Annotated in this window: 10 protein-coding genes; 3 read left to right on the top strand and 7 right to left on the bottom strand. The window is 36.3% G+C overall.

From position 1 onward, the window contains the following. Positions 1 to 3 precede the first annotated feature (3 nt). Together IWC72_RS00775 and IWC72_RS00770 are read right to left on the bottom strand one after the other, a co-directional pair. Positions 4 to 501, bottom strand: coding sequence for a hypothetical protein (locus IWC72_RS00775; RefSeq protein WP_194524364.1), 498 nt, complete (start codon positions 499 to 501; stop codon positions 4 to 6). 33 nt (positions 502 to 534) lie between these two features. Then, positions 535 to 3483, bottom strand: a complete 2949-nt coding sequence (locus tag IWC72_RS00770; protein WP_194524363.1) for a TonB-dependent receptor — start codon at positions 3481 to 3483, stop codon at positions 535 to 537. Between the two features lie 556 nt (positions 3484 to 4039). Here IWC72_RS00770 and IWC72_RS00765 point away from each other — a divergent pair. Together IWC72_RS00765 and IWC72_RS00760 are read left to right on the top strand one after the other, a co-directional pair. Next, positions 4040 to 4501 (top strand): Lrp/AsnC family transcriptional regulator, encoded by a 462-nt coding sequence (locus tag IWC72_RS00765; protein ID WP_194524362.1) that lies wholly within the window; start codon positions 4040 to 4042, stop codon positions 4499 to 4501. Positions 4502 to 4604: 103 nt separating this feature from the next. After that, positions 4605 to 4940, top strand: a complete 336-nt coding sequence (locus IWC72_RS00760; RefSeq protein WP_194528511.1) for a hypothetical protein — start codon at positions 4605 to 4607, stop codon at positions 4938 to 4940. 46 nt (positions 4941 to 4986) lie between these two features. Here IWC72_RS00760 and IWC72_RS00755 read toward each other — a convergent pair whose 3' ends face one another. Further along, the gene (locus IWC72_RS00755; protein WP_194524360.1) at positions 4987 to 5358 is read right to left on the bottom strand and encodes a DUF1456 family protein; all 372 of its coding nucleotides are present in this window, start codon (positions 5356 to 5358) and stop codon (positions 4987 to 4989) included. Positions 5359 to 5610: 252 nt separating this feature from the next. On the opposite strand from IWC72_RS00755, the gene IWC72_RS00750 reads away from it, so the two are divergent. Continuing rightward, positions 5611 to 6036 (top strand): Hsp20/alpha crystallin family protein, encoded by a 426-nt coding sequence (locus IWC72_RS00750; RefSeq protein WP_194528510.1) that lies wholly within the window; start codon positions 5611 to 5613, stop codon positions 6034 to 6036. A gap of 436 nt (positions 6037 to 6472) precedes the next feature. Here IWC72_RS00750 and uvrB read toward each other — a convergent pair whose 3' ends face one another. The 4 genes from uvrB to IWC72_RS00730 all read right to left on the bottom strand — a co-directional run bounded on the left by uvrB (position 6473) and on the right by IWC72_RS00730 (position 14994). After that, positions 6473 to 8461, bottom strand: coding sequence for an excinuclease ABC subunit UvrB (gene uvrB, locus IWC72_RS00745; protein WP_194528509.1), 1989 nt, complete (start codon positions 8459 to 8461; stop codon positions 6473 to 6475). 59 nt (positions 8462 to 8520) lie between these two features. Then, complete coding sequence (locus IWC72_RS00740; protein WP_194528508.1) at positions 8521 to 11499, bottom strand: BspA family leucine-rich repeat surface protein; 2979 nt, start codon at positions 11497 to 11499, stop codon at positions 8521 to 8523. A gap of 151 nt (positions 11500 to 11650) precedes the next feature. Then, positions 11651 to 14029, bottom strand: coding sequence for a T9SS type B sorting domain-containing protein (locus IWC72_RS00735; protein WP_194528507.1), 2379 nt, complete (start codon positions 14027 to 14029; stop codon positions 11651 to 11653). Between the two features lie 131 nt (positions 14030 to 14160). Continuing rightward, the gene (locus IWC72_RS00730) at positions 14161 to 14994 is read right to left on the bottom strand and encodes an ABC transporter permease (RefSeq protein WP_194528506.1); all 834 of its coding nucleotides are present in this window, start codon (positions 14992 to 14994) and stop codon (positions 14161 to 14163) included.

The raw sequence follows: 14994 nt of genomic DNA, 5'->3' as shown, positions 1-14994 counted from the left end.
AGTTTAATTTGATTCTACAGGTTCTGCGTTCAAGCCCAAATCACTAGACGCTACAATAGTGTCGTCGGTAGCGCTTAGGTAAATGTTTATGTGAGCATCCATGGTCTCGATAGCGTCATAATAAGTCTCATCGGTAATCACGAAAAACTTACTTGATGCAAATTCACCAGTAGATCCGTCTACAGTATCTAAAGTTGTTACAGTAGTGGTTTCTGTTCCAATAGCGCCATCTAGAATAAGTGCAGGGTGCATTAAATCCTCTACTGTATTATACAGGGAAACCTGAACCAAAGTTTGGTCTAAAGTTGTTTTGTAGAAAACTACTCTGCCATAAACATTTGACCCTGATGGGTCAGTAGATTCAATCGTGTATGCTAGATAGGTGCTTAAAGTACCGCCACCTTCAGCTGTAGTAAGTACGGGTTCTAATCTCTCTTGCTCACAGGATAAAAGTCCCAGAGCTACGGTAAAAATTAAGATAATAGTTTTATATGTTTTCATAATCTTCTTCTTCTTAATTGTTAGTTGAAATCATTACAGGGTGATAGTTAATCTTCCAAAGTAATAAGCCCCTGCAGATCCTTGCTGATATTGTGAGTAAAGGTTGAAGCTACGTAGTTCATATCTTAAGATTTCTGGATATTCATTGAAAACGTTATTTCCTCCAACAGTAAGGCTTAAGGTGTCGTTAAATTTATAGGTAAGACCTATGTCTGTAGTGAATTCAGGTGTGAAAAACTGATCGGCATAACCTAGTGTTCCTTCAGGAACTAATGTTCGTAAGTTGTTATCTCTAGTTTGAACCGACCCAAAACGCGTACCTCTAAGCATAGCAGAGAATTTACCCACAGAATAGTTAAGGGTACCTATTATTTTGGAACTTGGCGTACCCGTTTCAAATTGACCGATAAGCGAACGGCTTACGTAGTTTTCTTCTAATTCAGCATCTGTTAAGTTGGTATTTAAATCAGGTAAGTTTACACCTTCAAATTTGTTTTCTCTAAAAGTACCGGCCAATACCAATCCGAGCTTTCCAGCTCCTAAGTTGGTGTTATAGTTAACAACGGCTTCAATACCTTGGGTACTTATATCACCGCCATTGATTCTGAACGTTGCTAAACCACTACCAATCACAGGTTCGAGCGCAGGTGATGACGAAGCATCAAATTCTCCTGTTTCAAAAATTCTATCAAATATGTCAATTTTATAGGCGTCAACTGTTATGTCAACTTTTCCAATTTTGGTCGTGAAACCTAAACTGTAGTTTCTAGATCTTTCTTCGGTTAAAGCACTAACGCCCAAAGCGCGAGAGGCAGAACTGTTATTAGGATAAAGGGTACCATCAAAAGGAACAAGGTCAACGAAGAATGTGTAACTATGCGAGTAGTTCAGTTCTTGTAAAGAAGGAGCTCTAAAACCACTACTGAACGAACCTCTGAAAGAAAAGTTTTCACCTATTTTATAACGTCCAGCAAATTTTCCAGTTAATACGTTACCGAAATCAGAATAATTTTCTACTCTAAGTGCACCAGATACTAAAAAGTTTTCAGTAAGGTCTAGTTCCATATCTACGTAAGCAGCCATAACTGATCTCCAGTTATTGCCTTCGTTTTCTGGGGCATAACCTCTAAAACATTGACAGTTTAATGCGTAATTCTTTACCAATTCTTGACTTACACCTGCATACTCAAGAGATAACGGATTTCCGAATTCATCAATGAAGGGATTTCCATTAAGGTCTTCCAAAGGAAACCCATCAGGACCTATAAGTGCTTGATTGTCTTCTGTTGCTGTAATTACACCGGCATCGCCAGCGGTATAACTTTCTTCTTGGCCAGCTCTAATAATATAATTTTCAAATCTTAATTCTCCTCCAAAAGCGACGTTCAAGCCAGATAGGATATCTTCATAAAAATGAGAAGCATCTAAGTTTATAGTGTTTTGTAAAAAACTATGCGTACCAAGATTCATATCTGTAGGAGAGCCAGAGCCAATACTTGCATTCCATGTATTGAACATTCCGTATTTGGCCCAGTTCGTACCAAATGTGTTACTTAAATCAAAATCATAGTCGCCGATCATACCTGTAATTCCAGTAGCAAGGGAGATGTTATATTGATCATTATAGATTTGTGGTCTAAAACCGTTAGGGTACAGATCATAACTAGATCTGTCTGCTTGTGCGGATCTTCTATAAAAACAGCTGTATGCATCAGAATATTGATAGCCAATATCTCCAAAAGCATAAAAATCAGAAGTTTCTGTTAAAGGAGTTTCCAAATTGAAAGCTAAACTCATATTCGTTTTGGCGGGTAGCCCGCTATAAGAAGCAACATCAATTTGTTCAATATCTCTTGCAGACATAAGTCCTTGAACTGTTTGTAGAGAATTGATAAGATTTGCATCTCCACTTGCTTGTGCTGCAATAAGTTCTGGGTTTGTTATGATTGGTGTACCATTTGTTTCTGTACGGTTGTTCGTTAAGTAAGCCTCATCATATAAAGGAGCGCGCTCAAGAGATAATACACTAGGTCTCACTGTACGTTCCGCTTGTGCTAACATAACGGATGCATTAAAGTAGCCATCATTCTCGAACGCAATACCGTAATTCCCATCAAATTGAAAGTTTTGACCATCCCAGCCATCAAAAGATCTGTTTAGGTCTCTTTCATCTGCTGTTAATTCTGAATCGTCGTAACCAGGCTTATTGGTATATGCACCAGCAGTTAAACTACCTTTAAATTCACCTGTTCCCTTTTTCATAACCATATTAATTACCCCTGCTATAGCATCAGAGCCATATTGGGCAGAAGCACCATCCCTAAGTATTTCAATTCGGTCTACTCCTACGGAAGGTATAAATCTCATATCCACACCGGGACCAGGAGTCCCCGTTTGATTGCCAGCTAAAATAGCTGAAGAGTGTCTTCGCTTACCATTTACAAGAACAAGCATTTGACTTGATGCAAGCCCTCTAAGACTTGGTTGACTAACAAAAGAGGATAAATCACCCCCGCCACTGGTAAATGCAGTAAATGAAGGGGCTGCCGCGGTTAGCATTTGAGATATGTCTTGTTGTGGCATGTTTATAGCTGCTTCAGCAATGTTGATTACATCAACAGGAACAGGAGTGTCTAACTTTGTCCTCCCTTGTCGTCTTGAGCCTACTACAATAGTTTCAAGTAGTTGTTCCGCGGCCATGACCAATGTTATTTTAATTGAAGTCTGACCGTTTATAGGGACCTCTTGGGTGGCATAGCCTAGTGATGATACTACAAGAATAGCATCTGTTGGGGCATCTATAGTGTAATTACCATCAAAATCTGTTAATGTTCCTTTGGTTGTGCCTTTAATTATAATATCTGTGCCAGGCAACACGACACCGAATTCATCTATTACCGATCCGGTAATGGTTGTCTCTTGACTGTATGATACATATATACAGTTTAAAAATAAGAGTGATACTATTAGAGCTTTCTTCATAAGTACAAGGTTTTGGTTGATACTAAACATTGTTCATTTGCCCAACCACACCTTATCCAATCGGGGGACGGTGGTCAAATGCAGATCAAAAGAAAAGTTCCGGATACTTAACGTGTCGGTAGTCATTGTTTATGACGTAACGACACCACAATATTAGTGTGACTTTTTGATTAAAAAAAATACGGAAGCCCTGGAAAACACTGTGTTTTAGGTAGTTATAAGAAGAAAAATTAACGAATTGGTATTTTTGAAGGAAAAATTGAACGATATGACAATTTTCAGATTTTTTAATTTTAAAAATCTAACGATATGTAAATATTGCGTTAAAAAACCATTTTTATGGTATTGAAAATTTGAACTAGGCAATTTTTAATTATATCCATAAAAAAACGGGTTTAATTAGTGAATTATAACTGTTTTTTTAAAATCATTAAACTATTTTTACTAAAACCCTTTAAATGGTAAATTAAATGGAACAATTTTTATGTTAACAAACCTGATTATCAAGGATTGAAGGAAAAATGAGAGGGGAAAATAACCGAGAAAAATACTACAAATGAGAGATAAACTTGATTCAGTAGACCACAAAATATTGACTTTATTATCAGATGATGCACAAATGCCCTATACCGAAGTGGCAAAGCGAGCTGGCATATCGCCAGGAACAGTACATATGCGCACGCGAAAGATGAAAAATATGGGGGTTATTAAAGGAGCCACTCTTAGTTTGGATTATAGTAAAATGGGGTACAAAATGACCGTTTTTTTGGGAATCTATCTAAGGGAAAGCTTTCTATATAAAGTGGTAATAGAGGAATTAGCAAAAATTCAAGAGGTAGTTAAAATTCATCACAGTACTGGTAAATATGATATTTTCATTAAGGTTCATGCAAAAGATAGTTTGCACTATAGAAACCTATATCAAGAAGCTATACTTACTATAGAGGGTATAAGGGGTATTGAATCCTTTATTTCCGTGGAGGAGAACATGAGCAGGCATATTAATTTTGAAAGTTGATTGTTTAAATCATAACTATCTGTTAAAATCTAATTTTTCTAGTAACAATTCAATTCATGCGTCGTCTTTAAGGTAATTCATCAAATCATTTAAAACGACAATTATGAGAAAAATTAGTTTATTCTTGGTAGCTGCAATGCTACTTTCCATGGGTACGGTATCTGCTAACGAAGGAGGGAACAAAGAGTCCGTAAAGAAATTATCAGTACAGATTTACGAAATGTTAAGCTACAATTCCTTAACTAGTAATGAAGTTGACCAAACAGCCTTTGTGCGTTTTACGATAAATGAAAATCGTGAGATTGTAATTTTGTCCGTAGATGCGGCCAATGAAGTTGTTGAGGCCTTTATAAAAGAAAGTCTTCACGATAAAAAAGTAAGTGTTAATGAGTATAAAGAGGGTAGGTCTTATACTTTGCCAGTTCGTATTGACGGATAACTCAATTATGAAAATTTTTAATCCTGGGTACGACTCATCATCGAACTCAGGATTTTTTTTTGTTCTTATATTTTACGTTGGTAATATCATTATTGACCCTCTTCTGCTGCTGAGTCTTAAAATCAGGCCTTTTGGTATGTACAACCTTGGTTTGCTTCACTATTTTTTTAGAAAGTACTTCTCCTGGTGTCTTAGGGTTTTCTTTGGTTCCTCTTAAATGTATGACCAAACCGTTTAAAAAGTTGCGTAGTACCTGATCACCACATTCCATATAATTAGGGTGATCATCTTTTCTGAAGAAAGCGCCTAATTCACTCTTGCTAATATTAAAATCTACAAGCTTTAAAACATCAATTATATCATCATCCCTGAACATCAGGGCTACTCTAAGCTTCTTGAGTACGTCATTATTAGTCATGGCTTTGAATTTTTTAGCAAGGTATTACAAATAAAAGAGAGAACCATGTTCGTGAACCATTATAGTATAAGTCTTGTGTTGTTCTATGACTTGAAAGTATTAAATCAGACAATTTGTTCACTAAATCTTAGGTAAAATGACATAATGGCGCTTTTTAATTGGCCAAAAGGCCATTATGTCATATATTTTTAAGTGGTATGTCGTTTGCTTTAGACCAATCAAATAAAAAGTCTAACATAAAATATATAAGTCATGAGTATAGTTAAAAGAAATAATTTGGTTTTTCCTTCATTAATGAATGAAATTTTTAAGCCTGACTGGTTTGGAGGAATGGAGAATGTGGCGGCAAGTGTACCTGCTGTAAACATAAAGGACAATGAAAAGAGTTTTGGTCTTGAATTAATTGTTCCTGGAAGAAAGAAAGAGGATTTTAATATTGAAGTGGATAATGATCTATTGACAATTTCATCGGAATTGAAGAATGAAGAGGAAGTGAAAGAAGAGAATTATACCCGTCGTGAATTTAGATTTTCATCTTTTAAAAGAGCTTTTACTCTTCCGGAAACAATTGATGTAGATGCAATAAAAGCCGATTATGTTGATGGAGTTCTAAAGGTTGAGTTACCGAAAAAAGAAGAAGCTTTGCCAAAGCCAAAGCGTCTTATTGAATTAAAGTAAAAGTTAGATTGGTTGTTTTGTCGTAAAGGCAAAACGTTTCGTAATCCCGATTTTTAGTCGGGTAGATTTAAGTTTGGTTGGTTAGTTGAAGATGCACCTTAGGTATATTCCTAGGGTGCTTTTTTTGATTAAAAATAATATTATGGGTAGGATTTTTTTATGGGGAAGTGATTTTTTTGTCTGTTTTTTAAGATTTTTTGAAGAGTAGAAAGAGGTAAATATACAGCAACTTTTGTTACTTTTTTGTTTATCTTACTAACAGAAAATGAAGAACGTGAAAGACTCTTTATTTAATATTAAACGTGAAATAAATGCAATTTAGACGTGTCTAAAAATGTAGGTTATATATTTATAATTCAGTAGTTTGAATGTAATTAAGTGTATCCTTTATTTAATATGTTTAGTTTTTTGACTTTTTGGAGAAAAATGTACCGAATTAGGTTTTTTCTTGGAGTATTTTTATTTCATCACGTAGTTTTGCGGCATGCATAAAGTCAAGTTCTTTTGCTGCTTTTTCCATTGCCTTTCTTTTTTCTCTGACCATTTTTTCAATCTGGTCTTTGGTCATATAATCAAGGTCTGGTTCTGCAGCTCGCATCTCCTCTTTTTCAAAGTGATATGTTGAAACTGAATTTTTAGAAAGGACACTATCCAAACTTTTATTCAGTGCTTTTGGAACAAGGCCATGCTCTGTATTATAAGCAATTTGCTTTTCTCTACGATAGTTGGTTTGGTCAATAGTTTTCTGCATGCTATCTGTAATTTTATCGGCATACATAATAGCTCGTCCATTTAAATTTCTTGCTGCTCTACCAACAGTTTGTGTAAGTGATCTATTGCTTCGTAGAAAACCTTCTTTGTCCGCATCTAAAATTGCAACTAAAGAAACTTCTGGTAAATCCAATCCTTCACGAAGTAGATTTACTCCAATCAGCACATCAAAAATGCCTTTTCTAAGATCTTGCATGATTTCTACTCTTTCAAGTGTATCAACATCACTATGAATATAACGACAGCGAACATTTATTCGTGTGAGGTATTTTGCTAATTCTTCGGCCATTCGTTTGGTCAAAGTGGTAACCAGTGTCCGCTCATCCTTTTCCACTCGAACCTGAATTTCTTCAACTAGATCATCAATTTGGTTTTGACTAGGTCTAACCTCTATAATTGGATCCAATAGGCCGGTAGGTCTAATTACCTGTTCTACATACACCCCTTGACTTAGTTGTAGCTCATAATCTGCTGGTGTTGCGCTCACATATAAGGCCTGATTTTGTAGAGCTTCAAATTCTTCAAACTTTAGTGGTCTATTGTCCATTGCAGCAGGGAGACGAAAACCATAGTCCACCAAATTCACTTTACGAGAACGGTCACCGCCATACATAGCATGTACTTGCGGAATAGTAACATGACTTTCATCAATTACCATTAAATAATCGTCCGGAAAATAATCTAGTAGGCAGAAAGGTCTAGTGCCAGGTTGTCTGCCATCTAAATAGCGAGAATAGTTCTCTATTCCCGAACAATATCCGAGTTCACGAATCATCTCTAAATCGAAGCTTGTTCGTTCTTCCAGTCGCTTTGCTTCTAGAGGCTTTCCTATTTCTTTAAAATAATCTACCTGTTTCACCATATCTTCCTGAATCTGGTGAATTGCTCCTTGCAGCACATCAGGAGAAGTAACGAACATATTCGCTGGGTAAATATTCAAAGTATCGTAAACTTCGATTACGTTATTGTTGAAAGGGTCAAAAGCCTCAATTTCTTCAACTTCATCACCAAAAAAGTGAATTCGGAAAGCGTGGTCGGCATAACTAGGGAAAACATCCACAACATCACCCTTTACTCTAAAATTGCCATTTCTAAAATCTGCAGTAGTCCTGGAATACAGACTTTGCACCAATTGATGTAAAAATTTGGTACGCGCAATTACTTGGTCTTTTTTAATTGTGATGACATTTTTCTGAAACTCCACGGGGTTTCCAATACCATACAAACATGAAACCGATGCCACGACCAATACGTCCCGACGCCCAGAAAGTAAAGAAGAAGTGGCACTAAGACGTAATTTTTCTATGTCCTCGTTTATAGATAGGTCTTTTTCAATGTAAAGTCCAGAAGAAGGAATAAATGCTTCTGGCTGATAATAATCATAGTAGGATACAAAGTACTCCACGGCATTTTCCGGAAAGAACTGCTTGAATTCAGAATACAACTGGGCCGCTAATGTTTTGTTGTGGGCAAGGACCAGAGTAGGACGTTGCACTTGTTCTATGACATTGGCTACTGTAAAGGTTTTACCTGACCCCGTAACACCCAAAAGGGTTTGGTACCGTTCTTGACTTTCAATACCTTCAACTAGTTGTTTAATAGCACCTGGCTGATCGCCAGTGGGTTCGAACTCTGAGACTACTTTAAATTTCATCCTTTAAAATTACAAAAGAAGTGCGATTTATAGGAGTTCGATTAAAATATTATAGGTAACTATCGGAGTATGGTAAAATGACCTGTAAATGTTTTGCCTGAATCTGAGTTTTGAAACAAGTACCAATAATCGGTTTCAGGTAGTTTGCGTGAGTCCTCATTGCCATCCCATCCCGTATTTAAATCATTTGTCTTAAAAATAACTCTACCACGTCTGTCAAGGATACTTAATTTCCCGGACTGGCTGCACGGGTTCTTTGTAGCTTTAAACGAATCAAAACGCCCATCTCCATTAGGCGTAATAAATTGCGGAAACTCCACCATGCATGGGTCAATAGTTTTAATCTCAATATCGCATAAATTTCTGTTTATGGTAATCTTAAAACTATTCTCGTCATAGCAGTCATCCCAGCCCGCATGAATGTACAGGGTTTTACTGCTGTAGATAATATCACCGCCTTCAAACCTTTCTCCGTTCGCGCTGGTTTCCGTATAGTAGAAATTGTTTTCACTTAATTCTGGTAATGTGTAACTCGTACAGCTCAGTGCGTCCTCTAAATTGTCTGCAACAGGATTTTTGCAAATAGTGTTTAATATAAGTTCAAAACTTTTTTCATCAGTACAGCCAGAATAGCTATCACCCCTAAAATCATAAATGTACAATGTTACTGGATAGTCAGGAAAATCTGTTGCGTAAAGTGTGGCTCCGGCAGCAAAGGACTGCCCGGTACCGGTTGGGCCTGTGTAATACATTTGGTTTCCTGTTAGGTTTGTTCCCTTAATTGCTGGTAATGTATAACTATCTGTATGTTCTTGCTCTTCCAATTCGTCTATTGTGATTCCTGCAAACCCGGCATCATTGATTTTCCAACCATGGTTCTCTATTAAATTATTTCTAGCTTCTTCTCCGGTACAGTATGTACTGTAGCCTGCTCCGAAAGGATAAAGTTGGGTTTGGACATCCTGTGCACTCCAACCAATTAGTAAGTTGTCATAGTTGGTGGTTGATAGCCCCGCATCTTTAAACATCCAGGATGCATCTCTTAGATTGGAGATATCCCAGGCGCTAATGTCTTGGTCAAAGGAAATAGCTTCTCTGAACATTTCCGATGTTATTACTACCTTGCCCGTAGCCCAACTTCCAATATCTTGATTAAAGGAAGTTGCCCCTAAAAACGTAGCCCATAATTCTTCAACATTTGAAACGTTCCATTTATCTAAGGGTTGATTAAAAGAAACAGCACCCCAAAATGTACCGGTTAAGTCTACAACATTGCCAACATCCCAATTATTAAGTGGTTGGTTGAAAGTGGATGCACCCCGAAATGCTACTTCGAAATTTTGGACCTTGCTAACATCCCAATTGGCCAATGGTTGATTGAATTTATTACAATTCTCGAACAATCCTAAAATAGACGTAATGGTTGAAAGATTCCATTTATTGAATTCTGGAGTACCAATTAAAGATTCACAACCTCGGAACATACTCGCTAAGGATGTAACCTCCGATAAATTGGGAGAATCTGTAGCTAGTACATCTAAATTGGTACAACCGCTAAATGCGCCATTCATTGATTTCCATTTGATATCTCCCCATTGTTCAACGGTAAGAATTTTTTCTTTATCTCCCATATCACGAAAAAATATGTGTGGAAAATCACCTGTAATAGAAACTTCGTATGTTCCTGCAATGGAATAAGTATGTGTAATATCTCCAGTTACATTAGTATCAAGAGTACCATCACCCCAATCAACATTATAATTATAAGTTTCTCCCAAAAAGGTAGGAATGGTAATTTGGTTATCCGCTGAGGTACCAGGGTTATCTGTTTTCCAAGTGGTGATGAATGGTTTCTGGGGGCAATCTAGGCCTGAGTCAGCCATTAGCCAACCAAATTTATCCATTATAATTGTTCTAGCTTCTTCAGCTTTGCAGTAGTAGGTATCATTGGCATCAAAATCTACATTGGATTTTAGATTAAGTTGACTCCACGCTAAAAGCAACGCATCATAATTTTTTGTCGATAAACCTGATTCATTGAACATATGATTGGCATCTATAAGACTAAGAGGTTGCCACTTATTCAAATTTTTATCAAAGGATTTGGCTTTGACAAACATACTAGACATATTCTGCACCTTACGAACATCCCAGTTGCTTATATCTTGGTTAAAAGAATCTGCGAGACCAAACATTGAGTTCATGTCGATGACATTTGAAACGTCCCAAGTTGAAATATCCTGATTAAATGATGAGTTGAAAAACATTCCATCTAATGTTGTGACTTTACCTACATTCCAATTTGATATATCAGAATCAAAAGAAGAATGGGCGAACATGCTTTCCATATTCTTTACGTTGCTCACATTCCATAAATTTAAGTTTTGATTAAAAGAATTAGTCTGTAAGAACATAGAATACATACTATCAACATTTTCTACGTTCCATTCACCAATTGTGGAATTGAAAATATCGGTTCTAATGAACATTCCCGCCATGTTATTGATATTACTGGTATCCCAGTTATTAAATTCTTCTGTGCCTTCAAGTATTCTACAATCACGGAACATATAAGCGGTACTCTGAACATTTGATAAATTAGGAATGTCATTTGCTATAACATCCAAATACCAGCAGTCATCAAAAGCGTTCTCCATTGAGGTCCATACGTTATCTCCCCATTTATTAATTTTTAATAACTTTCCTTTATCTCCAGTAGCATTAAAATAAATTCTAGGGAAATTTCCTGAAATAGAGACTTCATATGTTCCTGCAATGGAATAAGTATGTGTAATATCGCCAGTAACATTAGTGTCAGTATTACCGTCACCCCAGTCAACTGTATAATTATATATTTCTCCAAAAAATGTAGGAATGGTAACCTGATTATCGTCTGATAGACCGTAGTTATCTGTTTTCCAAGTAGTAATAAATGGTTCGTTACCTACTAAAGGCTGCGAATAACCCTCTTTTGCATTTCCTTTAAAAAACACGAAAAGAATACCTATAATAAATAGTTGATAGTGAGGGAGTTTCATATAGCTCTTACGTTTGAGAGCTAATATAGCAGCCTAAATATTTGTTATTGTATAAATTCTATGAGTGGTAGGTTTTATCTTTTAAAGGTTATTTAATAAACGTTTGCTATTGAAATTTAGCAGCTTATTTTTGAAAAAAATTCCCGTACCATTAGCGCTTTAGGGAAAAATGACCTTTGTATTCTTTGCCATCGGTTAAGGTAATTCTAAACCAATAGTCTGAAGAGGGTAGTGGTTGCCCGTTCAATGACCCATCCCATCCAATTGAATTTGAACTGATCTGTTTTATAAGCTTACCATAACGATCATAAATGTTAATAGTTTGATTGTCAATACTGGTACTAGAGCCTGTAATTTGCCATGTATCGTTTGCACCATCTCCATTAGGAGTGAAGAATTTTGGAAAACCTATGACCGAAATATCTTTCTGAGATGTGCCACAGCCGTTTTTATCACGTACGAAAACAGTATAAAATCCTGCCTCTATATTATCAAATCTAGGTTCATCTTGATAGGTCATGCCATCAAGAGAATATTCGTAAACAGAGTCTCCGCTTATTTCAACCTCTACAGTACTTGAATTAGAAAATTGTTCAATATCTATGTTCTCAATAATAACAGGAGCTGATGGCGTAACTAGAAAATCGGCATAATTGATACAGCTTGCGGTCTGATTGTTGTTTTGATATTGAATTTCAACTTCTAAGCTATAATTTCCAGGTTCGGTAATAGTCACCTGCTGAACGCTGCTAATTTCCAGAGGTATTCCGTTTTCAATTTTAAGCCAACTATATCCATCAAAGCCATCTGGAGCGTTAATTAACAAAGGTTCTCCGTCAGCACACACCTCATAATTATCTTCTAGAGTTATTTCGGGTAAATTGTTCACAATGAATTCAATTTCCTCTACACTATTGCATTGGTTATTAGTTTCAAGACGGGTATATAAAAATGTTGAGGTAGTTCTGTAATTTCCGTCAAGCGGATTTTGTTCTAAAGAAGCATCTTCCAAACTTTCATAGAAAGCTACGTCCATCCCGGCATACGTATTCTGGCGGATGCTTTCCAAATCAAAAGTACTTTCAGGGAATTCATCTTCAGGGTTATCAGCGCATGCCATCACTGGGCTGATAGTATTTAGACTTACTGTTGTAGGTTTTACTTCAATTGCTATTTCACCTAAACTATCACAATCACTATTGGCTATTTTATAGTAAATAGTGGTATTAAAAGGAGTTGTATTGATATAAATATTTGGACTCAATATGGGGTTGTTGGCTGTACGATCAGCATCCGTTTCGTAATAGGTAATGGAGGTGGGGTCTAGATTGGGGAATGATTGACTTAAATTAATCTGTGTAATACCATCCAAGGAGTTGTCTTGATCTATATCGCATTGAATTAAATCTACAGAAGTAGGAAATGATGATGAGTTTACTGTTAATGAAATGGGGTAGGTGATATAACAGGAGCTGTTTGAAGTAGCGTTAACACGGGCATAAATAGTTGTGCTTGCGGAAGTAAATACAGTACCGGTAATCTGACCTGTGTTTGCAATTGCTGCCGTTTCATTTGGGTGTAAAGTCAAGCCATATGCAGAGCTGTTACTTATGGCATTTTCAGCATCAGTACTAATATCATTTATAGAAAAATCTGCTTGTCCGCCACCATCCTCATCACAGGTGGTGTATTCAAGATTTGGAGGGGCATCAAATAGTGTGACACCTACGTTAAAATCGACAATTTCAAAACAACCATTGGGGTTTGTTACCCGAGCGTAAATAGTGTTTTTGGTGCCGTTGAAAGTAAATTGAGTTGGGTCGGTGATTGCGTTAGTACTGTCAAATGCTTCATTATATGTGGTAAAATATAAAATGTTGGCTGTAGTACTTGTTGTTATTGAAGCTTCATCTTTTGTTAAATCAATCATAGTATTGGTAGGTGATGCGCAAACTTCAATATCATTTGGCTCAGTAACATCAGGAGAAGGAAGAAACCCTGCTGTACCCGTCCATTCAAGTATAAAGCCACCAGTACCAACAGGTCTATCAATCAATATATAATAATGTTCACCAGCCTTTGCGGGAATTGAAGAAACATAACCATTTCCTAACTCAGCTGGCCCTCCTGAAAAATTTGTTTCTGAATCTCGTAACCCGGTTTCATTATAATTTAATGAAGCTTTTAACGGGTTAGTTGTATTACATCTTATTGGGTCATCAAGGTTTCCACAATCATTATTTGGGCCGAAAACGTAAAAATCATAATCCACAACTAAGTCCGTACTATTTGGAATTATATTGAATGCCAAGTTACCACCTGTGCCAATGGTCAAACTCAACCATAAACTGTTTTCTTCGTAATGTAAACAGGCATTTTCGCCATCTAATTCTTGAGTTCCAAAACCAGTTGCATTACTAGAAATATTGCTATTACCACAAACTACAATGGCATCAATACAGTCATTTGCTTGTTGAGAAATTGCTGAAAAACAAGAAAGGGCAATTGTTAGTGTAAAGAAGAATTTCATAGTGTTCAATTATGTTCTGGGAATGAATATAATCGAAAGGGTAATCTGCTAATAATTCTAACTCATAAATACTAGTAAACTGTGACGTATTTCTACTGGTTTACCAGTAGAAAATTAGATAAGGGGGTATACTATAAATCTCGTTTTTTCAAAAGTGCATAAGAACCATAAATGAAAATGCCTGTCCAGGCTAGTACAATTAATATCTCATACCAGTGAACATGATAGTTGAGTACAATTTTTTCTCCCATTTGGTTTACGGCAGTTTGTACCGCACTTAGTCGGGTAAAAGGTTCTTTGATAAGGTTCCACATGGCATTGAGTGGAAAGAAACCCATAATAACGTCGGTAGTCTCTCCATCAAAAAAACGCCATCTAATAATACCTCGAAATATGGACTCGAATACTTGCCAAAGGATTAGAAAACCTAAAGCGAAGGCTGAACGTTTTACTAAAATACCAAGGAATAAACAGAAAGAGAAAAAACCGACTAGCTTCACGAAAAAAGCCAAAAGGAACTCTAAACCGGAGAAAATGATGCCGATTTCAGTGAAGTTTGAATAAAAAAGACCTAAAACGAGTGAAACTCCAAATACAAAAATAGTTGAAATTAAGGCGAAGGAGATAACCGTTAGAAATTTTGAAAGAATGAATTCCTTTTTAGAGAGCCCATCTATTAAATTTTGTTTTATAGTCTTGTTGCTGTATTCGTTGGCCATCATAGAAACGATAACAATAGCCAAGAACAGTTTAAAAAATGCTGTTATAAAGGTGTTGAAGTGCCATATGTATGGAAAGTTGAAAATACCTTGTTCTGCCAAATGAAATTTAATGGGTCCAATATCAAACTTAACAGCAGCAACTAGTGCTATGGATGTTAAAAGTAAGAAATAGGCTAGAATCAAAACCTTGCTTGCCCGATTGTTCCATAGTTTTATAAATTCTATATGTAAGAGTCGTACCAT

The sequence above is a fragment of the Zobellia roscoffensis genome, from assembly GCF_015330165.1.
Lineage (GTDB): Bacteria > Bacteroidota > Bacteroidia > Flavobacteriales > Flavobacteriaceae > Zobellia > Zobellia roscoffensis.
The sequence above is the reverse complement of the archived record's forward strand: the minus strand, read 5'-3'. Positions and strand labels throughout refer to the sequence as shown.